At 69.7% G+C, this 20,619-nt stretch carries 23 protein-coding genes; 13 read left to right on the forward strand and 10 right to left on the reverse strand.

Annotated features, from left to right (window positions below; all coding sequences use genetic code 11):
- Positions 1 to 6 precede the first annotated feature (6 nt).
- The gene (locus DT073_RS02995; RefSeq protein WP_124292046.1) at positions 7 to 1,155 is read right to left on the reverse strand and encodes an AI-2E family transporter; all 1,149 of its coding nucleotides are present in this window, start codon (positions 1,153 to 1,155) and stop codon (positions 7 to 9) included.
- Between the two features lie 84 nt (positions 1,156 to 1,239).
- On the opposite strand from DT073_RS02995, the gene DT073_RS03000 reads away from it, so the two are divergent.
- The 4 genes from DT073_RS03000 (at position 1,240) to DT073_RS03015 (ending at position 3,890) form a co-directional block, all read left to right on the forward strand.
- On the forward strand, positions 1,240 to 1,545 hold the full coding sequence (locus tag DT073_RS03000; protein ID WP_124292047.1) for a chorismate mutase: 306 nt from the start codon (positions 1,240 to 1,242) through the stop codon (positions 1,543 to 1,545).
- Position 1,546: 1 nt separating this feature from the next.
- Entirely contained in the window at positions 1,547 to 2,635 is a 1,089-nt protein-coding gene (locus DT073_RS03005) for an ATP-binding protein (RefSeq protein WP_124292048.1), read from the forward strand.
- A gap of 63 nt (positions 2,636 to 2,698) precedes the next feature.
- A complete protein-coding gene (locus DT073_RS03010) occupies positions 2,699 to 2,944 on the forward strand; it encodes a DUF3072 domain-containing protein (protein ID WP_124292049.1) in 246 nt (81 codons plus the stop codon).
- A gap of 49 nt (positions 2,945 to 2,993) precedes the next feature.
- Positions 2,994 to 3,890 carry a hypothetical protein gene (locus DT073_RS03015; protein WP_124292050.1) on the forward strand — a complete coding sequence of 299 codons (897 nt, stop codon included), beginning with the start codon at positions 2,994 to 2,996 and terminating at the stop codon, positions 3,888 to 3,890.
- A 142-nt stretch (positions 3,891 to 4,032) separates the two neighbouring features.
- Here DT073_RS03015 and DT073_RS03020 read toward each other — a convergent pair whose 3' ends face one another.
- The 6 genes from DT073_RS03020 to DT073_RS16135 form a co-directional block, all read right to left on the reverse strand.
- Complete coding sequence (locus DT073_RS03020; protein WP_124292051.1) at positions 4,033 to 4,728, reverse strand: hypothetical protein; 696 nt, start codon at positions 4,726 to 4,728, stop codon at positions 4,033 to 4,035.
- Positions 4,725 to 5,645, reverse strand: coding sequence for an ABC transporter ATP-binding protein (locus tag DT073_RS03025; RefSeq protein ID WP_124292052.1), 921 nt, complete (start codon positions 5,643 to 5,645; stop codon positions 4,725 to 4,727). Before DT073_RS03025 ends, DT073_RS03020 begins: the two co-directional genes overlap by 4 nt.
- A 19-nt stretch (positions 5,646 to 5,664) precedes the next feature.
- Complete coding sequence (locus DT073_RS03030; RefSeq protein ID WP_124292053.1) at positions 5,665 to 6,033, reverse strand: GntR family transcriptional regulator; 369 nt, start codon at positions 6,031 to 6,033, stop codon at positions 5,665 to 5,667.
- A 295-nt stretch (positions 6,034 to 6,328) separates the two neighbouring features.
- Positions 6,329 to 7,096, reverse strand: coding sequence for a hypothetical protein (locus tag DT073_RS03035; protein ID WP_502697158.1), 768 nt, complete (start codon positions 7,094 to 7,096; stop codon positions 6,329 to 6,331).
- 43 nt (positions 7,097 to 7,139) lie between these two features.
- Entirely contained in the window at positions 7,140 to 8,105 is a 966-nt protein-coding gene (locus DT073_RS03040) for an efflux RND transporter periplasmic adaptor subunit (RefSeq protein WP_124292054.1), read from the reverse strand.
- Positions 8,106 to 8,168: 63 nt separating this feature from the next.
- Positions 8,169 to 8,303 carry a hypothetical protein gene (locus DT073_RS16135; RefSeq protein WP_276310442.1) on the reverse strand — a complete coding sequence of 45 codons (135 nt, stop codon included), beginning with the start codon at positions 8,301 to 8,303 and terminating at the stop codon, positions 8,169 to 8,171.
- Between the two features lie 196 nt (positions 8,304 to 8,499).
- Between DT073_RS16135 and DT073_RS03045 the strand changes: the two genes are divergently transcribed.
- The gene (locus DT073_RS03045) at positions 8,500 to 8,952 is read left to right on the forward strand and encodes an SRPBCC family protein (RefSeq protein ID WP_124292055.1); all 453 of its coding nucleotides are present in this window, start codon (positions 8,500 to 8,502) and stop codon (positions 8,950 to 8,952) included.
- Positions 8,953 to 9,023: 71 nt separating this feature from the next.
- Here the strand turns inward: DT073_RS03045 and purL are convergent, their stop codons facing one another.
- Together purL and DT073_RS15940 are read right to left on the reverse strand one after the other, a co-directional pair.
- On the reverse strand, positions 9,024 to 11,354 hold the full coding sequence (gene purL / locus DT073_RS03050; RefSeq protein ID WP_124292056.1) for a phosphoribosylformylglycinamidine synthase subunit PurL: 2,331 nt from the start codon (positions 11,352 to 11,354) through the stop codon (positions 9,024 to 9,026).
- A gap of 77 nt (positions 11,355 to 11,431) precedes the next feature.
- Positions 11,432 to 12,046 carry an Atu4866 domain-containing protein gene (locus tag DT073_RS15940; protein ID WP_205783002.1) on the reverse strand — a complete coding sequence of 205 codons (615 nt, stop codon included), beginning with the start codon at positions 12,044 to 12,046 and terminating at the stop codon, positions 11,432 to 11,434.
- Positions 12,047 to 12,170: 124 nt separating this feature from the next.
- Between DT073_RS15940 and DT073_RS03060 the strand changes: the two genes are divergently transcribed.
- The 8 genes from DT073_RS03060 to DT073_RS03095 all read left to right on the forward strand — a co-directional run bounded on the left by DT073_RS03060 (position 12,171) and on the right by DT073_RS03095 (position 19,967).
- Positions 12,171 to 13,079, forward strand: a complete 909-nt coding sequence (locus tag DT073_RS03060; RefSeq protein WP_124292057.1) for a DUF808 domain-containing protein — start codon at positions 12,171 to 12,173, stop codon at positions 13,077 to 13,079.
- A gap of 90 nt (positions 13,080 to 13,169) precedes the next feature.
- Positions 13,170 to 13,847 carry a response regulator transcription factor gene (locus DT073_RS03065; RefSeq protein WP_124292058.1) on the forward strand — a complete coding sequence of 226 codons (678 nt, stop codon included), beginning with the start codon at positions 13,170 to 13,172 and terminating at the stop codon, positions 13,845 to 13,847.
- 34 nt (positions 13,848 to 13,881) lie between these two features.
- The gene (locus DT073_RS03070) at positions 13,882 to 15,144 is read left to right on the forward strand and encodes a sensor histidine kinase (RefSeq protein ID WP_124292059.1); all 1,263 of its coding nucleotides are present in this window, start codon (positions 13,882 to 13,884) and stop codon (positions 15,142 to 15,144) included.
- Positions 15,145 to 15,200: 56 nt separating this feature from the next.
- Entirely contained in the window at positions 15,201 to 15,917 is a 717-nt protein-coding gene (locus DT073_RS03075; protein ID WP_240638707.1) for a hypothetical protein, read from the forward strand.
- A gap of 175 nt (positions 15,918 to 16,092) precedes the next feature.
- Entirely contained in the window at positions 16,093 to 16,467 is a 375-nt protein-coding gene (locus tag DT073_RS03080; protein ID WP_124292060.1) for an ArsR/SmtB family transcription factor, read from the forward strand.
- Between the two features lies 1 nt (position 16,468).
- Positions 16,469 to 17,449 carry an SRPBCC family protein gene (locus tag DT073_RS03085; RefSeq protein ID WP_124292061.1) on the forward strand — a complete coding sequence of 327 codons (981 nt, stop codon included), beginning with the start codon at positions 16,469 to 16,471 and terminating at the stop codon, positions 17,447 to 17,449.
- 70 nt (positions 17,450 to 17,519) lie between these two features.
- The gene (locus DT073_RS03090; protein ID WP_124292062.1) at positions 17,520 to 18,422 is read left to right on the forward strand and encodes a TerC family protein; all 903 of its coding nucleotides are present in this window, start codon (positions 17,520 to 17,522) and stop codon (positions 18,420 to 18,422) included.
- A 147-nt stretch (positions 18,423 to 18,569) separates the two neighbouring features.
- Positions 18,570 to 19,967 carry an FAD-binding oxidoreductase gene (locus tag DT073_RS03095; RefSeq protein WP_124292063.1) on the forward strand — a complete coding sequence of 466 codons (1,398 nt, stop codon included), beginning with the start codon at positions 18,570 to 18,572 and terminating at the stop codon, positions 19,965 to 19,967.
- A gap of 18 nt (positions 19,968 to 19,985) precedes the next feature.
- Here the strand turns inward: DT073_RS03095 and DT073_RS03100 are convergent, their stop codons facing one another.
- Entirely contained in the window at positions 19,986 to 20,618 is a 633-nt protein-coding gene (locus DT073_RS03100) for a MarC family protein (RefSeq protein ID WP_124292064.1), read from the reverse strand.
- Position 20,619 lies beyond the last annotated feature (1 nt).

Below are 20,619 nucleotides of genomic sequence, written 5' to 3' on the forward strand. Positions count from 1 at the left end.
CGCCCGCTACAGCTTCGCGTCCTGGCGGGGGATCACGACCTGCTTGATGATCAACAGGATCGACGCCGTCACGGGGATCGCCACGAGCGCTCCGAGAAGCCCCAGCAGCGTGCCGCCGACGAGCGCGCCGATGACGACGAGCGCCCCGGGCACCGCGATCGCGCGGCTCATCACGCGCGGGGTCAGGACGTATGCCTCGATCTGGATGTAGATGAGGTACGCGATCGCGAAGATCAGCGCCGTGAGCGGGTTGGTGAACAGCGCGAGGATGCTGGCGAAGATCCAGTACAGCACCGGACCCACGAGGGGGATGAGCGTGATCGCGAACGCCGCGACCGCCATCAGGGCCGGGAAGGGCAGACCGAGGAAGAGGTGCAGGAAGAACGCCACGAGCGAGTTGAAGAACGCCAGCACCACCATGCCCATGAGATATCCGCCGATCGAGTCGGTGATCTCATCGGTCATCGACCGCACCTTCGGGCGGTAGCGGGCGGGGCTCAGACGGGTGAAGGCGACCTTCATGGTGTCGAGGGATGCCAGGAAGTACAGGCTCAGCACCAGCACGATCAGGATGCCCGAGATCGTCGTCGCGATGGTCGCACCGACCTGCAGGACCCCGCCGCCGATCGCGGCGATGTTCGCGGGGTTGGTGATGAAGGTCTCGAACTCCCCGAGCAGGCTGCCGATCTGGTCGCCGAAGGTGTCTTGCAGCCAGGCGTAGACGTCGGAGGCCTGGAAGGCGTTGATCGTCGAGGGCAGGTCGGAGAAGAACTGGGAGATCTGTCGCACGAGAGTCGGAACGACGAGCGACACGACCCCGACGACGATGACGACGAAGCCTGCGAAGACGATGAGGATCGCCCACCCCCGTCCGAGTCCGCGCCTCTCGAGGAAGCGCACGATCGGGTCGAGCCCGAGCGCTGCGAACAGGGCGAAGGCGATGTAGATCAGCACCGTGGAGAGGTTGATGAACGCGACACCGAGCCCGAGGGCGACGAGTCCGCCGAGGGTGAGGAAGAAGCCGATCGCGAACGGATTGTTCACGCTGGTGAAGAGGGTGCGGCGCCGGACGTAGGTCGTTTCGACGGAGGGCTCGGACGCGTCGGTGACAGGGTCGTCCGCAGGCGACGAAGCGGACGGGCGGGCGTCGGTCATGGTCACACTCTAGGGGCGTGCGGCCCGCGACCTCGGCGGCGCTCGGGGCCGCGCGGTATGGTCGTGGATCGGGGAGGGAAAGCCATGACGACCGAAGATCCCACGACCACGCTTCTGCGGTTGCGCGCGAGCATCGACAACGTCGACGCGGCGCTGGTCTTCCTTCTGGCCGAGCGCTTCCGCTGCACGCAGCAGGTGGGGGAGTTGAAGGCCGCGCACGGCATGCCGGCCTCCGACCCCGGACGCGAGGAGCAGCAGATCGCACGCCTGAAGCGACTGGCCCAGGAGGCCGACCTCGATCCCGAGTTCGCCGAGAAGTGGTTCAACTTCGTCGTCGCCGAGGTGATCCGCCACCACACCGCCGCGGGCGCTGTGAGCGAAGGGCGCTGACATGGGCGATCGGCTCGAGATCGGCACCCTCCTCGAGGCAGCCGAACCGACCCCCGCACAGGTGCTCGCGCGAAAGCTCAACCGGCACACCTTCTGGTGCGGGCAGAGCGGGTCGGGCAAGACCTACGCCCTCGGCGTGCTGCTCGAGCGCGTCATCCTGCACACCCGCCTGCCCCTGGTCATCCTGGATCCGAACTCGGATTTCGTCGGCCTCGGCACGGTGCGGGAGGGAGCGGATGACGCGGTGCGCGCCGCCTGGGACGAGCGCGACATCCGGGTGTTCCGCCCGGGGCGCGACCGCCCCGACGCCCTGCAAGCGCGATTCCTCGATATGCCGTGGCGCTCGCGCGCGGCGCTGCTCGAGCTGGATCCGATTCGCGACGCCGAGGACTTCAACGCCCTGCTGAAGCTCGAGGAAGAACTCGACGTCGTCCGCCGCGGAAGCCTCGTCGCTCACCTGAGGTCGGGCGACGACCCCGCCCGTCACCGCCTCGCGACCCGGCTCGAGAACCTCGGCCTCGGCGGGTGGGGGCTGTGGGCCTGGCGCGGCCGGAGCGTCACCGACGACATCCGCGAGCAGCCCGACGCGACGGTGCTCGACCTCGGCGGCTTCCCCACGCGGGCCGAGATGCTCGCGGCGGCGCTTGCGGTGCTCGATCACCTGTGGGAGCACCGCGCCGAGCGGGTGGGCCGGTTGATCGTCATCGACGAGGCCCACAATCTCGTGCAGCCGAACCCGATGACCCCGGTGGAGCGAGAGCTCACCGAGCGCATCGTGCAGATCGCGGCCGAAGGCCGGAAGTACGGGCTGTGGCTGCTGCTGTCGACGCAGCGGCCCTCGAAGGTGCACCCCAACGCCCTGTCGCAGTGCGACAACCTCGCCCTGATGCGCATGAGCTCGCCGCGCGACCTGGCCGAGCTCGGCGAGGTGTTCGGCTATGCGCCGGCGGCGCTGGTGGAGCGCTCGCCGCTGTTCGCTCAGGGGCAGGCGCTGTTCGCGGGCGGGTTCGTCGAGACGGCCGGGCTTGTGCAGATGGGTGAGCGCCTGACCGTGGAGGGCGGAAGCGACGTGGCGGTGCCGATCCGCTGACGGGATCCGGGGCCGTTGTCAAGGGCGGGAGGGATGTCGCTGGCCCGACGTAGTCTCGAACGCATGTCCGACAACACATCCAGCGCCGAGACCCTCGGTGCGACCACGTCCGACGACACCACCAACCCCGCGGAGAAGGATCCAGCCGACTGGGTCACCGGCGACGAACCCATGACCGCTCCGCAGCGCAGCTATCTCGACACCCTGGCCCGCGAGGCGGGGGAAGAGCTCTCGGCCGATCTGACCAAGGCCGAGGCCTCGGAGCACATCGAACGGTTGCAGGAGAAGACGGGCCGCTCGTCGAGCTGACCCGGCGCGCGACGCGCCGGCGATTCTGGGACGGTGACATCATCGGAGCGTGAAGGGCTCCGAGCGTTCCGAACTGGATCTTCTTCGTCGGCGCGCGTACGGGCCCGCCGCCGACATCGACGATGACCCGGACGCCCTTCGCCGTCTGAGGGAGCTCGAGCGGCAGACGATAAGTTCGTCTGCCGACGGCGTCCGCCCCGAACCATCCGACGCTCCGCGTGCGTCGCCGTCACCACGGGGCGCGTCGGTGACGTCGGTCGTGCAGGCGGAGGAGCAGGGCCTGTCGGGGCAGGCCCCGTCCCTCGGACCGCAGTCGGAGGGGTCCGTCGTACCGGGCGACGCCACAGCGACCGGGATCGCCGGTTTCGACGAGGGGACGGCTGGGTCTGCGGCCTCGAACGGGGCGCCGCGGCATCCGACTCGCTCTTCGCCTCGTCTGCGAGCGCCCTCCCTCATCTGGGTCGGATGGATCGCGTCCCTCGCCGCGGTCGCGGTAGTGACGGCGGTGGTGACCTACGGGCTGGTCCGTTTGGCGCCGGTCGAGTCATCGCACGGCGCGCCCCAGATCGCGGCGCTCGAGCCCGAGTCGACGACGACGATCCCGACCGGGTGGTTCGGAGTGGGAGCCAGTTCCGCCGTGTACGAGTTCTTCGGGCTGACTCTCTTCGAGACGACGACCGGGTTCTACGGCACCGGCGGTGACTGCTTCACTGTCGTCCTGACCGCCGACCTGCCGGAGGATGAGGAGGCCGCTCAGAACGGCTACTCGACGTCCGGCCCCGTGTACTCGGGGTGCCGCGTCGGCGAGTTCCCTGCGACCGTCTCGCTCGCGGTCGACAGCGCGTCCCCTCCCGAGTTGCGGGAGCGATTCCCCGGTGCGGCGTTGCAGTTCGTGAAGGTGGACGACCAGATCGGGGTGTTCCTGGGATCGCTCCCCTCCGACTAGGACGGCGTCCCCTCGTTCGACCGTTCCCCCGTCACGTTCCGCCCTCGTTCGATCGCTCCCCCGTCACGTTCCGCCCCGTTCGGGTGAGCGACGGGGCAGAACGTGACGGGTGAGCAGAGGGGGGAGGCCTCGCGACGGCCGATCAGGGCGTCGCGCGGCGAAGCGTCGCGAACGCCGCAGCGCCGAGCGCGGCGGCCGCGACGAGTCCCCACGCAGCCATGCCGAGGGGTCCCTGCTCGCCGATCCATCCGAACACCTCGCCCCAGGCGTTCAGCCGGCCGACGATGAACATGGCTCCCACGAGAAGCGCGCCGAGCCCGATGAGGCTGACCGTGAAGACCGTGGGCCCGAAACGCTTGTACACGGTCGCACCGGTGAACCCGAGCGTGAACATCAGCATCGCCACGGTGAAGAAGATGAACGCGGCGCCCAGGGGGCCGCCCTGCCAGATCTCGGCCGAGTAGAAGAAGTAGCCGTTGAGCCCCCAGCCGCCGGTCAGCGTCTCGATCCAGCCGCCGATGACGAAGATCACCGCCAGGCTCGCCGCGCTGAGCGCCGCGATGAGGTACGTGCCGAAGAAGAACTCGCGGCGCGTGACGCTCATCGCCTGCGAGAACGGGAACGTCAGGGTGAGCGCCTGGACGCCGACGACCGCGAGATACCACAGGGGTGCCTGGGCGCCGCCGCCGTAGAAGTTCCCGGTCACGCCCGACCCGGCGAGGATCCACCAGATCGCGACGGACAGGATGAAGGCGCCGCCGAGGACGAGGAGGGGCACCCAGAGGTAGGTCTGGCGGTTGATCAGCTGCATCCGGACGACGCGCAGCGTGCGGTTCATCGGAGTGCTCCTTCTTCGAGTGAGGTGAACGAGCCGCCCTGCTCGGCGGCGTGCTGGGTGGTGCGGACGATGAGCTGCTGCAGCGAGATGGGAGCGACATCCAGTCCGGCGGCGGCCATGCGGGCGCGGTCGTCGGCCGAGAGCCGACCGAGGACGGTGACCGAGGTGGTGCGCCCGAGACTCTGCCGGTGGATGATCTCGCGACCGGCGGTGAAGCTCTCCACCGCCGCGGCGTCGCCGACCACGTTCGTCGCGCGATCGCGGATCTCGTCGGTCTCCTCGTCCATGACGATGCGGCCCCGGTCGATCACCAGCACCCGGCCGAGGAGATTCGATACCTCATCGATGAGATGGCTGGAGAGGATGATCGTGCGGGGGTGCTCGGCGTAGTCGCTGAGCAGACGGTCGTAGAAGATCTGGCGGGCTACCGCGTCGAGACCGAGGTACGGCTCGTCGAAGAAGGTGATCTCAGCGCGTGAGGCCAGGCCGATGATGACGCCGACCGCCGAGAGCTGACCGCGCGAGAGCTTCTTGATCGTCCGGCCCTTGAGTGGTAGCTGGAAGTCGTCGACGAGCTGATCGGCGAGCTCCTGGTCCCAGTGGGGGAAGAAGAGCCGCGCCATCCTCAGCGCGTGACGCGGAGTCGCGTCATCCGGGTACTTCTGGCTCTCTCGCACGAAGCACATGCGCTGCAGCACGCGAGCGTTCTCGTACGGGTGCTCGCCGAACACGCGCACCGTGCCGCTGGTGGCGAAGTTCTGTGCGGTGAGGATCGACATCACGGTCGTCTTGCCGGCGCCGTTGCGGCCGAGGAGGCCGTAGATGGTGTCCTTCTCGATGGAGAAGCTGACGTCGTCGACCGCGACGGTGTCGCGGTAGCGCTTGGTCAGGTGCTCCACCTGGATCACGTGGGTCATCGTGGTGTCCTTTCGGGACTCAGGGTTCGGTGACCGCGGCGCGGTCGTTGATCAGTGCCGTGAGGTCGGCGGGGCCGAGTCCGAGCTTGCGCGCCTCGGCGAGCAGCGGTTCGACGTACCGGTCGGCGAATGCGGTGCGGCGCTCGTCGAGCAGACGCTCGCGTGCGCCGGGAGCGACGAACATGCCGATTCCGCGTCGCTTGTACAAGACGCCCTTGTCGACGAGCATGGTCACTCCTTTGGCAGCGGTGGCGGGGTTGATGCGGTGGAACGCGGCGAGCTCGTTCGTCGACGGCGCCTGGCTCTCTTCGGTGAGGCTGCCGTCGATGATCGCGTCCTCCACGCTTTCGGCGATCTGGAGGAAGAGCGCCCTGCCGTCTTCGACCATGGGGTTCCTTACTGGTTCATTAGTTGACTAACTAACCATGCAACACAGCGCCTCTCGCTGTCAACCCTCCGCACGCAGCCGTCGCGCACACCGCCGTCGCGGCGCACGTCGGCCGGGCGAGGGGTCGCTTCGCCCGTCACGTTCTGCCCCGCTACCCGCGCGGGCGGGGGCGGATTGCGACGGGGGAGCGGTAAGGGGGTGTCTCGCGGTCGCTTCGCCCGTCAGGTTCTGCCCCGATTTCGCGCGGGCGGGGGCGGATTGCGACGGGGGAGCGCCGGATGCCGCGGAGCGGCGCTCAGGCGGACGGCGCGGGCGGCGCCGCGGGCGGCGGCGCGGTCGAGGGGTGTGCGGGGAGCTCCCGCGCGACCTTCTTCTCCAAGACCTCGATCGCGTCATCCGACAGCAGAAGGAGCCCGTCGAGCTCCTCGCGCACGCGGCGGTAGGCGAGCTGCCGCTCCGCCGGGGTCGCCGCCTCATCGATCGCGACCGAGAGCAGCTGCTGCGCGGTGTCGAGGCGCTTGCGCTCCTCGGCGCTGAAATTGGCGTCCTTCAGCCGCCGCGCGTCGCGCTCGGCCAGGTCGAAGGCGACCTCGTAGTCGGTGACGGCCTCGCGGTACTCCCGCAGCTGCTCGGGGCTGATCCGCGCCGTGGCCGACGGCGGTCGCAGCCGGTCGGCGACGCGCTTCGCGCGAAGGAACGCCGCCGTCAGCGGCTGGCGTCCGTCGCTCATCGCGGGAAAGGCGATCAGTTTGGCGACATCCAGTTCGTACTCGAGCCAGCGGGCGGTGACGTCGTCATGGATGGCGAGCAGCTGCGTGAGAGTGGCGTCAGCCGAGTCGGATGCCGCGTGGGCCGCGTCGTCGACCGCGCCGCCCCAGGTCGCCGCCAGCGCGCCGACGGCGGGGATGGCACCGGAGCGCAGCTCGGCCTTGGCACGCATCATCTCCAGCCGCCGCCGGTGCCGGCGCTCCGACGCGCGGTCGAACGACTTGATGGCACCGCCGATGGCGGCTCCGATCGGGAAGATCAGCCACCAGAACATCCAGATGTTCGACCAGTCCACCCGTCATCCCCACTCGATCGTCATCGGCGCTCCCCGCGGCGCGTCAGTCCCGCGGCCGCCGCGCTCCGCGCGAGGGGACGGGCCACACAGGAGTCCCCGGGGCCTGCGGCGGGCGGGCGTCCTGGGCCTCGGATGGGGTGCCACCGGTCGGGGCCGACTCGGCCTGTGGGGCGGTACCCGCCGCATCCGCCCGTCCGCCGGCACGTTCGCGATTGCGCGCATTCGACTCCGCGACACGGGCGATCGCCTCGGTGCCGCGTGCGATCACCGTCTGCGCGACCGACTGGGCCAGATCGACCCAGTGGGGGTCATCCTGACGTGAAGGACCATTGCCGGCTCCGGCCGCCCGCCACGCCTCGCGCTCCGCGCGCTCGAACAGCTTCCCGAGATTCTCGACCGCCGCGCGGTACTGCGCGAACTCGACGGGCGTCATCCTGGTGACAGCGGTGGGAGGACGAAGCCGTCCGGCCTCCGCGCGAGCGGCGAGGTAGGCCGCGGTCGAGGGCTGGCGCACATCGCTCATGGCGGGGAACGCGATGCGCTTCGCGGGGTCGGTCTCGTACTCCAGCCAGCGGGCGTCGATCGCGGTGTGCGCGGCCATCAACCGGGCGAGGGGGAGGGTGTCGGTGCCCGACTTCGCGCGGGGGATCGTCGCCCGCGCGGCCGACACCTGGATCCGGCGGAGGCGGATCTCGGCATGCGCGGCGCGCACCTCTCGCTGAGCCTGCTGCAGCCGTTGCCGGGCGAGGGTCACCTCCGACGCCGGGACACGCTCGGCGGCGCGGTCGGCCTGCGCCCGGGCGAGCTCCGCCCGCGCGACCCGCACCTCGACGCGTGAGGCGGTGACGGCGTCACGCGCTTCGCGCAGCTCATGCCGTGCGGCGTGGAGGGCGAGCCGCCGCGAGCCCTTCGCGCGCTGATGGCGCAGCCCGAACCATCCGATGGTTCCGGCGCCGGCTGCCGACGCTCCGATCCACCAGAACTCGGCGATCGCCATGAGCGGGTCCACCCGGCCATGCTAGCCACGGTGGCTGGATGCGGGCCACGAGTTCTGCGGCACGCCCCGCCGGGGTCAGCCGAAGAGCAGCGACAGGACCGTCGCCCCGCCCCCGACGAGGATGAGCGAGAGGATGACGACCCACGCCACCACCTTGATCCGGCGCTGGCGCGCATCGCTGTACATGGCGAAATCGTCGTCGTCGCTCATCGGCTCTCCGTCCGGGGGTCTCGTCCAGTCTAGAGAGCGCCCCGCCGCATCCGTCCGCGCCCAGCGTGCGGCGGACGAACGCGCGACGATAGCCGACCGATCGACGGGCGTCAACGCCGCGGGCGGATCCATCCCCGCTCGATAGATTTCCCCTCGACGGGGCCGAACCCGGCTCTGTCGACGAAAGGAGTGCGACATGGCGCGCATCATCGAAACCGTCGATGTCGATGTCCCGGTCTCCACGGCCTACAACCAGTGGACCCAGTTCGAGACCTTCCCCGAATTCCTCAGCTTCGTCCAGTCGATCACCCAGCTGGATGACACCCACAACCACTGGCGCGTGAAGATCGGCGCCGTCGAGCGCGAGTTCGACGCCGAGATCACCGAGCAGCACGCCGATGAGCGCGTCGCGTGGCGCAGCACGGGCGGCGAGGATCACGCCGGCGTGGTGACCTTCCACAAGCTCAGCGACAACGAGACCCGCGTCACGGTGCAGCTGGACTGGGAGCCGCAGGGCTTCGTCGAGCACGTCGGGGATGCCCTCGGCATCGACGACCGCTCGGTCAAGAAGGACCTGAAGAATTTCAAGACGTTCATCGAGTCGCGCGGTGCCGAAACCGGCGCGTGGCGGGGTGACGTGCAGGCCTGATCCAGGTCTGCAGGCGGGGGCCGGAAGAGCCGGGGGCGAGATGCTCCCGGCTCTTCGACGTTCGTGGCGCGTTACCCCGCGACGGGCTCCGTGATCGTGGGGCCGAAGGCGTCGGGGAGGGTCGCGCGAGAGATCATCCCGAGCTCGGGCACCGGCACCGAGAACAGCCCCTGCACCTGCAGCTCGGCGTCACCGTCGGCGGGCGCGTCGGTCACACCGATGCGCAGCACCGGATAACCACGGCCCTCGCAGAGCCCGCGGAACTTCACATCGTCCTCGCGGGGCACCGACACCAGCACGCGCCCGGTCGACTCCGAGAAGAGAGCGGATGCCGCGTCGACACTGTCGCGCTCCATGATCTCCGTCAGCCACACCCGCGCTCCGACACCGAACCGCAGCACGGAATCGGCAAGAGCCTGCGCGAGCCCGCCGGTCGACAGGTCGTGGGCGCTGGAGACCAGTGCCTGCTGCGAAGCGGCGTGGAGCAGTTCGGCCAGGCGCTTCTCCTGCGCGAGGTCGACCGCCGGCGGGCGTCCGCCGAGGTGGCCGTGCACGGTGTCGGCCCACGCTGATCCGCTGAGCTCGGTCGAGGTGACACCGAGGAGGTAGATGTTCTCGCCGGCGTCCTGCCAGCCCGACGGGATGCGGCGGGCGACATCGTCGATGATGCCGAGCACGCCCACCACAGGGGTGGGGTGGATCGGCTGGTCGCCGGTCTGGTTGTAGAACGACACGTTGCCGCCCGTGACCGGAACACCGAGTTCGAGGCATCCGTCGGCCAGTCCCTCGACCGCGCGGGAGAACTGCCACATGACCTCGGGGTTCTCGGGGCTGCCGAAGTTCAGGCAGTCGGTGACGGCGGTCGGTTCGGCCCCGGTGACGGCGACGTTGCGATAGGCCTCGGCGAGGGCGAGCTTGGCGCCCTCGTAGGGGTCGAGCTGGCAGTAGCGACCGTTGCAGTCGGTCGCGATGGCGAACCCGAGACCCGACTGCTCGTCGACGCGGATCATGCCCGCATCGTCGGGGAACGACAGTGCGGTGTTGCCCATGACGTAGTAGTCGTACTGGTTGGTCACCCACGACGGGTCGGCGAGGTTGGGGCTTCCGACGAGGGCGAGGAACTGCTCGCGCAGGCTCGCCGGGTCGTTCTGGCGGGGGAGGGCCGCGGCCGAGTCATCCCGCAGCGCGTCGATCCACGTCGGGTAGGCGACGGGGCGCTCGTACACCGGCCCGTCGACGGCGACCGTGGAGGGATCGACGTTCACGATCTCCTCGCCGTGCCAGAAGATCTGCAGCCGGCCGTCGCCGGTGACCTCGCCGAGGACGCTCGTCTCGACATCCCACTTCGTGGTGACCGCCAGGAAGGCGTCGAGCTTCTCTGGAGCGACGATCGCCATCATCCGCTCCTGGCTCTCGCTCATGAGGATCTCCTCCGGCGTGAGCGTGGGATCGCGCAGCAGCACCTTCTCGAGGTCGACCCGCATGCCCGACCCGCCGTTGGCGGCGAGCTCGCTCGTCGCGCACGAGATGCCGGCGGCCCCGAGGTCTTGGATCGCCTCGACGAGCTCACCGCGGTAGAGCTCGAGGCAGCACTCGATGAGCACCTTCTCGGCGAACGGGTCGCCGACCTGCACCGCCGGGCGCTTCGTCGGGCCGGTGGCGTCGAACGAGTCGGAAGCGAGGATGGATGCTCCGCCGATGCCGTCGCCGCCGGTGCGGGCGCCGAACAGCACGACCTTGTTGCCCGCGCCGCTGGCGTTGGCGAGCTTCAGATCCTCGTGGCGGAGGACGCCGACGGCGAGGGCGTTGACGAGGGGGTTGCCCTGGTAGACGCGGTCGAAGACGGTCTCGCCGCCGATGTTCGGCAGTCCCAGGCAGTTGGCGTAGAACGAGATGCCGCTGACCACGCCGTGAACGACGCGGGCGGTGTCGGGGTCGTCGATCGCGCCGAAGCGGAGCTGGTCCATGACGGCGACGGGGCGCGCCCCCATCGAGATGATGTCGCGGACGATGCCGCCGACACCGGTCGCGGCGCCCTGGAAGGGCTCGATGTAGCTCGGGTGGTTGTGAGACTCGACCTTGAAGGTCACCGCCCAGCCCTCGCCGATGTCGACGACGCCGGCGTTCTGCCCCATACCGACCATGAGGCGCTTCTTCATCTCGTCGCTGACCTTCTGGCCGAACTGGCGCAGGTAGATCTTGGACGACTTGTAAGAGCAGTGCTCGCTCCACATCACGGAGTACATCGCCAGCTCGCCGCTCGTGGGTCGGCGGCCGAGGATCTCGCGGATGCGGTCGTACTCGTCGGGCTTCAGGCCCAGTGCGGCGTACGGCTGCTCTCGCTCGGGCGTCGCGAGGGCGTTCGAGACGGTGTCTGCCAGGGAAGTGGAGGGGGTGGTCACGCGGCTGAACTCCTGGAGATCGCGGGGCGCCGGACGCGATCAGTCTAGTTGTGCCCCCGACATCCCGTTCGGCGCAATCAGCGCTCCAGCACGAACCCCGCGTGATGCAGCTGATCGCCGTGGAACTGCCCGAAGGCCCAGAATCCCGAGTCGTCGAGGTAGGTGATCCTCGATCCGTCGATCCAGAACTGCCCGGTCCAGGCGTCTCGCCGGCCGCCGCGGGTCTCGCTGTACCTGCCGTCCGCCGTCAGGTACTGGGTCATGTCGCGACGCGTGTCGGTCCACGCCGTGAGGCGCGGATCGCTGGGGTTCAGGTCGGTGCCCGCCGGCCGAAGTGAGTGACCGTCCCGAACGATCACCGAACCGTCGACGACGACCGCGCGAAGTCGCTCCGGGCGGACGACGAGCATGTGCCGGATCTCGTCGGGCCCGACCCTGCCGTCGACGACGGCGAAGGTCGCAGGGTTCCCCGGGATGAGGTCGAACGCAGCGGAGGCGGGTGGATCCGGCGCGGCGAACACGGTGTCGACGAAGAGCGGCACCACCGAGGCGCCGCGGCCGTCGATGACCGTCCTCGCAGATCCGGGGTCCGTATCGGCGACGATCGTCGAGCCTCGGACCGAAAGGTCGCCGACGGCGGTCTCGGCGGGTGTCCGGTGAAGGGTGGCACCCGAGACGGTGAGGCCGACCATCGCTACCACTCCCTGCGCTCAACTGCCATAAGCGGGATGCTACGGGGCGCGAGCGACTAGCGTAGGGGCCTGGCGTCTTGGAGCGGTCGTGTTCCGATCGCCGACGCCGTGAGGAGAAGCGCACATGTCGGTAGGCCTGCTCGCCGTCGTCGATGACATCCTCACCGCGGCATTGAAGGCGAGTGCGAAGACGGCGGGCGTCGTCATCGACGATGCGGCGGTGACGCCGCAGTACGTCCAGGGCATCACCCCCGCGCGCGAGCTCCCGGTGGTGTGGAAGATCGCGCTCGGCAGCCTCGTCAACAAGTTCGTCATCATCATCCCGATCGCGCTGCTGCTCACGGCGTTCGCGCCCTGGGTACTGCCGTTCCTCCTCATCATCGGTGGTGGGTTCCTTTGCTACGAGGGCGCCGAGAAGGTGCTGGAGTGGTTCGGCACGCACCACGAGACCGAGGATGACGAGCCGCGGGACGAGAAGAAGCTCGTCTTCGGGGCCATCCGCACCGACCTGATCCTGAGCACCGAGATCATGCTCATCGCCCTGACGAGCCTCGATCCCGATTTCGGACTGGGGATGACGCTGGCCGCGCTCGCGGTCATCGGGCTCGGCATGACCGCGCTCGTGTACGGAGCGGTCGCCCTGCTCGTGAAGATCGACGACATCGGACTCCGGCTCATGAAGAGTCCGTCGCGCCGCGTTCGCCGCACGGGAGCGCGCGTCGTCGCCTCGATGCCCGCGGTGTTCCGCGTGATCAGCGTGGTCGGCACGGTCGCGATGCTCTGGGTCGGCGGGCACCTTGTGATCACCAACCTGGCGGAGACGTTCTGGCATGGCCCGTACGACGTCCTGCACGCGATCACGCATCTGGTGGAGGCTGCAGGACCGGTCGTGGTCTGGATCGTCGACACGGCCGTCTCCGCGGTCTTCGGCCTCATCGCCGGACTTCTCATCGTCGGTGTGGTGATGGGTGTCCGTCGCCTCCTCCCCTCGTCGCGCAGGGCGAGCGCCCACCACGCGGCCCCGTCGGACTGATCCGGCGGCTCTCTCGGAGCCCACGGTGATCTGTCCTCGCTCCGGCCCGCTTCAGCCGTGCTTCAGCACGTGTCGGACAGACTGTCTCCGATGCGCGTTCTTGTAGTCGATGACGAGGTGCGGCTGGCCGACGGAGTGCGCCGCGGCTTGGAAGCCGAAGGCTTCGCCGTCGACGTCGCGCACAACGGAATCGACGGGCTGTGGCGGGCGCGCAACGCGCGCTACGACGCGATCGTGCTCGACCTGATGATGCCCGGGATGAGTGGCTGGAAGGTGTGCGAAGCGCTGCGCGCCGAGGAGAACTGGACTCCCGTGCTCATGCTGACCGCGAAGGACGGCGAATGGGACCAGGTGGAGGCCTTCGACACCGGTGCCGATGACTACGTGACGAAGCCGTTCTCGTTCGCCGTGCTGGTGGCGCGCCTTCGCGCACTGATCCGCCGAGGTGGGGTGGAGAGGCCCGTGGTGTGGGAGGCGGGCGATCTGAGGGTCGACCCGGGCGCGCGCCGGGTCTGGCGGGGCGAGACCGCCGTCGAGCTCACCGCGCGGGAGTTCTCGGTGCTGGAGTACCTGATCCGCCACCGCGGCCAGGTGGTGTCGAAGCGCGACCTCATCGCAGGCGTCTGGGACGACGACTTCGACGGCGACCCGAACATCGTCGAGGTGTACGTCGGGCACCTGAGGCGCAAACTCGACCGGCCGTTCGGGCGCGAGACGATCGAGACCGTCCGCGGCGCCGGCTACCGACTGGCGGCGGACGGTGGCTAGGCCGGCCTGGCGCTCGGTGCGCGCCCGGACCACTATGGCCGCAACACTGGTCGTGGCCGCCGTGCTCATCGCGGGTGCGGTGGGTTTCTTCCAGGTTCTCCGCACGAGCGTCTCGGCTGCGTCGGAGCGCGCTGCCACCATCCGGTCGGAGGAGCTCGCCGATCGAATCGAGGCGGAGGGCTCCGGCGTCGTGACCGGCCTGGACGACGAGATCGTCCAGATCGTCGCTGCCGACGGACGGGTGGTGGCCGCCAGCGAGGAGGCCGAAGGCGAGGGCGTTCCTCTCTCGGACGACCCGATCGTCGCACCGATCGACGACGACCCGGTGCTGTTCGTCTCGGAGGATCTGGACGACGATCTCGTGCTGGTGGTGGGCGTGCCGATCGACGACGACACCGAGACACTCGGCACGGTCGCGCTGCTGCTGGCGATCGCGGTGCCGCTGATCCTCGGGTTGGTGGCGGCGACGACGTGGTTCGTGGTGGGCCGGGCCCTCCGCCCGGTTGCGCGGATACAGGCGCAGGTCGCCGGCATCACGGCCGACCGTCTCGAGCAGCGCGTGCCCGTCCCGGATTCCGGCGACGAGATCGCCGCGTTGGCGGTGACGATGAACGGCATGCTCGACCGGCTCGACGCGTCCGCTCAGGCGCAGCGCCGATTCATCTCCGACGCCTCCCACGAGCTCCGGTCGCCGCTGTCGACGATCCGCCAGCACGCCGAGCTCGCGCAGACCCATCCCCAGGCGATGTCGATGGCCGACCTCGCCGAGGTGGTGCACGATGAGGGGCTGCGGATGCAGGGTCTCGTCGATGCACTTCTGCTGCTCGCGCGGCTCGATGAGGCTCCCGCCACGTCCGGGCGGCCCGTCGATCTCGACGACCTCGCCCTCGCAGAGGCGACACGGTTGCGAGCGGCCGGACACCAGGTGGATGCTGCGGGTGTGGGTGCCGCCCGAGTGCAGGGCGATCCCCGACTGCTGGCGCAGCTCGTGCGCAATCTCGCCGACAACGCCGCGCGGCACGCGCGGGGGCGGATCGCGATCTCGGTCGAGCAGCACGGTTCTCACGCGACCCTGACGGTCGAGGACGACGGTGACGGGGTTCCCGTCGCCGATCGCGACCGCGTCTTCGACCGGTTCGTCCGTCTCGACGAGGCGCGCGCACGCGACGACGGCGGGGCGGGCCTCGGTCTCGCGATCGTCCGCGGCATCGCGACGTCGTCGCGCGGCGACGTGACGCTCGATGAGTCGCGCTGGGGCGGCGCCCGCTTCACCGTGACCCTGCCCGCGGCATCCTGAAAAGCGATTCAGGGTCCTTCAGTCTCGCTTCAGCACCCGGCGGGCACTCTGACGGCATGAGCGAATCGACCCGTGACCCCCAGAGCATCCCCACCGAACCCGCCCTGCCCGCCGACACCGCCGCCTCCGCGCCAGCCCCCACTCCAGGCCGGAAGCGCCCGCGCACGCGCACGATGCTGATCGCCGGAGGTGCCGTGCTGGGCGGCCTCCTCCTCGCCGGGGGTGGAATCGCCGCCGGTGCTGCGATCGCCGACGCGGTCGAGGATGATGACGACGACCGTGCCGTCGTCGGTGCGACCTCGAGCGACGACGACCGAGCGGGTGGACCGGCCGGGGCTGAAGCCGCCGCCGCCGACATGGGCACCGACTCCGCGGCGGAGCTCAGTGACCTCATCGCGGCCGCCGCCGCGGTCGCCGAGGGCGACCCGGTCGCGATCGACGCCGAGCGTGACGGCAGCTGGGATGTCGAGTTCCGCACCGGCGCCGGCGACGAGACCGAGGTGCGCGTGAGCCCGGACGGCACGGCGACGGTCATCTCGACCGACACGTCGGATGACGACGACCGCTCGCCGCAGGGTGTCCTCGACAGCGCGACCGTCGACGCCCTCGTCTCTGCGGCGCTCGGCGAGACCGAGGGGCGGATCACCGACCTCGAGGTCGATGACGACGCGACCTCTCCCTATGACGTGACCGTCCTCACCGACGACGCCCGCTTCATCGATCTGAACCTCGACGCCGACTTCGCCGTGCTCACGGCCGACGTCGACGACTGACGCGACATCGTCGGACGGAACGGCCCGGGCGGAAGCCCGGGCCGTTCCGCGTTCGGGGACTCGGACGGTCATCGAGATCGACGGTCTTCGGTCCGGTGTCGGCGAAATCTCGGACGAGAGTCGAAGCCGAGAGCCCTCTTGACGCGCTGAGCCGGAAGGTCTAACGTACAACCAAATGGTTGTACAAACGGAGCTCAGTGATGACGACATCGACCGCGTGTTCCACGCGCTCGCGGCGGCGACGCGTCGCGACATCCTGCGCCGCGCGATCGAGGCCGAGCACTCGGTGTCGGATCTGGCCCGGGAGTACGACATGTCGTTCGCCGCGGTGCAGAAGCACGTCGCGGTGCTCGAAGCGGCCGGCCTCATCGTCAAGCGCGCCGAGGGCCGGGAGCGGCTGGTCCGGGCGGACCCGGCCATGATCGCCCGTGCCCGCGCGCTGCTGGCCGCCTATGAGGCGCTGTGGCGTTCGCGCATCTCGCGCCTCGACCAGCTCCTCGCCGAAGATCCGCCGACACCGGCATCCGCAGCATCCAACGAAGGAGAATGACATGCCCGTCACCGACGTGACCACCGACGCCGAAGCGCTCACCATGACGCTCGAGGCCGAGTTCGACGCCCCCGTCGAGCGACTCTGGCGCGCGTTCACCGACCCGCAGCAGCTCGAGCGCTTCTGGGGTCCTCCGGGGTGGCCGGCGCGTTTTCCGAAGTTCGACTTCACCGTCGGCGGGCACGCGCGCTACGTCATGACCAGCCCGCAGGGCGAGCAGTCGTGGGGTTCGTGGGAGTTCCTCTCCATCGACCCCCCGCGGGGCTTCACCGTGCTCGACGCCTTCGCCAATGAAGAGGGCGCGCCGCTGGAAGGGATGCCGGTCATGCGCGTCGTCTTCGCCTTCGAGTCGACCGCCACCGGATCGCGCCTGGTCAACACGACCTACTTCGCGTCGTCCGAGGCCCTCGAGCAGGTCGTGGCGTTCGGCGCGGTCGAGGGCTCGACGCTCGCGATCAACCAGCTCGACCTCGTGCTGCACGACCTCCGCGAATACGCCGCGGGGCGCGGCACCGAGCTCGAGATCCTCGACGACCAGCACGTGCGCATCACCCGCGTCATCCGCGGCCCGCGCGAGCTGGTCTGGAAGGCCCACCACGACTCTGACCTGCTGAAGAAGTGGATGCTCGGACCCGACGGCTGGACGATGCCCGTGGCCGAACAGGCCGAAGCCGTCGGCGACACGTTCCGAAACGTCTGGGTGCCCGGCCCGGGCGTGGAGGGAGAAGAGTTCGGTTTCGAAGGCGAGTTGCTCCTCAGCGACCCGCCGCGCCGTGAGGTGTCGACCGAGCGGATGATCGGGATGGACGGACCGGGCACGATCAACGATCTCTCGTTCTACGAGGAGGACGGGGTGACGCTCCTGACGCTGGTCATCGAGTATCCCGACAAGGAGACGCGTGACATGATCCTCGCCACCGGCATGGTCGACGGCATGGAGGCCAGCTACGCGCGCCTCGAGGGCGTGCTCGCGACCGTCTGAGCGGCGTCATCCGATCGGTGGAGAGATCGTAGGGGGGTGGCCGGTTCGGTCACCCCCCTACGATGTGACCGTGGACTTCAGCTTCGCTTTCACGCCCGATCTCATCGCGGTGTTCCTCACGCTGTTCGTGCTGGAGATCGTCCTCGGCGTCGACAACGTCATCTTCATCTCGATCCTCGCCTCCAAGCTTCCGAAGGAGCAGCAGGCGCGGGCGCGGAACCTGGGCCTGACGCTGGCGATGCTGATGCGCGTCATCCTGGTGTTCTTCGCCGGATGGCTGATCACCCTCACCGAGGAGGTCTTCGCCGTCGGCGATCTGAGCTTCTCGTGGAAGGACATCATCCTCATCGCGGGCGGCCTGTTCCTGCTCTACAAGGCCGTCACCGAGATCCACCACAAGCTCGAGGGCGCCGAGGACGAGCACGGCGCGTCCGGCTCGAAGGCGATCTCGTTCGGCGCGGTGATCGGCCAGATCCTCGTGCTCGACCTGGTCTTCTCGCTCGACTCGGTCATCACCGCCGTCGGGATGACGACGAACCTCGTGGTGATCGTCACGGTCGTCGTGCTGTCGTTCGGCATCATGCTCTTCGCCGCGCGGTTCATCTTCGAGTTCGTCAACAAGCACCCCACGGTGAAGATGCTGGCCCTGTCGTTCCTGCTCCTCATCGGCGTGTTCCTCATCGCCGAGGGCTTCGGGTTCTACATCGACAAGGCCTTCATCTACGGGCCGATGGCGTTCGCGATCTTCGTCGAGGCGCTGAACCTCACCTACGCCGCGCGCCGGGCGAAGCGCGAGAAGAAGCCCGAGCGTCCGGTGAAGCTCCGCCCCCGCTACCGCGACGTCGACGAATCGGTCGCCGTCGCCGCGGCGCTGTCGCGGTCGAAAGACCCGTCGGCGGGCGCCGTCGGCCTCTCGCGCAAGCCCGTCGCCGGCGAGGGTGCGGTCGACGCCGAGCGCGCCGGCCTGGGGTGACGCCGAGGCACGCCTGACCCGAGAACCACGTATCAGGATCACCTCGAGACTCCTCTGCTCTGGGGTGGCGGCCGCAACGGCGCGCCATCAGACTCAGCAACGACGACCACGGCCGTCCACCCGACGCCCAGAACGAGGAAGTTCGCCATGACCCTGTCAGACACCACGATCGATCCCACCGCCCGACCGGGCACCGACGCGCGGGCGGAGCGCCTCCGCTCCGCACTCGGCAGCCGCGTCGTGCTGCCCGGCGACGCGGAGTGGGATCTCGCCCGGATGCCCTGGAACCTCGCGGTCGACCAGCGTCCCGTCGCCGTCGCCCGACCCGAAACGGCCGAGGACGTCGTGGAGATCGTGCGTGCCGCGACCGCGGCCGGGTTGAAGATCGCCCCGCAGTCCACCGGACACGCCGCCGGTGCCCTGGCCGACACCGGCCTCGCCGACACCGTCATCGTCAGCCTGGCGCGCCTTCGAGGCGTCACGGTCGACCCCGTCGCCCGCACGGCCCGCGTGCTGGGTGGATCGCACTGGAACGACGTGCTGGAAGCGACGGCGCCCCACGGCCTGACCGCGCCCCACGGGAGTGCCGGAGACGTCAGCGTCGCCGGTTACAGCCTCAGTGGGGGCCTGTCGTTCTACGCGCGGACACACGGTCTCGCCGTGAACTTCGTCCGCGCCGTTCAGGTGGTCACGGCCGACGGCGCCCTCGTCCGTGCGAGCGCCGACGAGAACCCCGACCTGTTCTGGGCGATCCGCGGCGGCTCCGGTGCCTTCGGGGTCGTGGTCTCGCTCGAGATCGACCTGCTTCCCTACGCGGATGTGTTCGCCGGCATGCTGCTGTGGGATGCCGCGCGGGCGTCCGAAGTCGCGCACGCCTGGGCGGCGTGGACCGCGACGGCTCCCGAGAGCGCGACGACGACCCTGCGCATCCTGAACCTCCCGCCCCTGCCCGAGCTCCCGCCCTTCCTCTCCGGCCGGTCGGTGGTCGTCGTCGACGGCGCGGTGCTCGAGACGGATGACGCGGCTGCGGCCGTCCTCGCGCCGCTGCGCGGCCTCGCGCCCGAGATCGACACCTTCGCCCGCATCCCTGCGGCCGGGCTGGTGGCCGTCCACATGGATCCGCCGCAGCCGACTCCCGCAGTGACGCAGCACGCGGTCCTCGACGAGCTTCCGGATGACGCCGTGGCGGCGTTCCTTCACGCCGGCGCGAATCGTGACCTCTTCATGACCGAGCTGCGCCACATCGGCGGAGCCGTGGCGCGGCCGGCGGCCCACGGCGGTGCGGTCTCGGCCCTGCGCGGGCAGTACCTGTGTCACACCGTCGCGATGATCCCGGTGCCCGAAGCCGCGGCCGGTGCCACCGCCACGGCTCGCGCGGCGGTGGCGCTGTTCGCGCCGTGGCACATCGACGCCCTCGCCCTGACGTTCGTGGACGGCGGAGCCGATCGCCGCGTCGGGTACGGCGAGGCGACCGGTCGGCTCGGTGAGCTCAAGCGCCGGTTCGATCCCGGCGCGGTGTTCTCGGCCGCCCAGCCGGTGGGCTGACCTCGGGCACCGCGGCGGTCACGACCCCGTCGAGGTCAAGCCGGGGAGCGCCTCGCCGAGCGAGGTCACGATCGACTGCACCGCGATCGCGAGGAGGAGCAGTCCGAAGATCCTGGTGAGCACGTTCATGCCGGCGGGGCCGAGGAGCTTCGCGACGAACGGACCGAAGTACAGTACGGCCGAGCAGATGAGCCCGACCACGATCACGATGCCGAGCCCCGCGACGTAGTCGATCACCGAGGTGTACGAGTGCGCGAAGGTGATGGCGAGGGCGATCGCCCCCGGCCCGGCGATGACCGGGATGGCCAGCGGCACGACGACCGGCGACCCGGCGGGATCGTTGGTGGCGACCGGACTCGGCCGGGCGAGGAGCATCGCCCATCCGATCGCGGCGACGAGCAGGTTGCCGGCGATCTTGAACGTGGTGATGTCGATGCCGAAGATCTGCAGCACCCACGTGCCGGCCAGGAGCGACACGGCGAGGATCACGATGACCGCGAGCCCGACGAGAAGCCCGATCCGGCGCTGCTGCGCCGGCGTGCGGCCGTCGGTCACCTGCAGGAAGACCGGCAGCGTGCCGATCGGGTTGCAGATGGTGAAGAGCGCCACGGCGCTCGTGATCAGGGTGGGGGCGGCGATCGCGGTGTCCATG

It is taken from the genome of Microbacterium sp. ABRD28 (genome assembly GCF_003850245.1).
Lineage (GTDB): Bacteria > Actinomycetota > Actinomycetes > Actinomycetales > Microbacteriaceae > Microbacterium.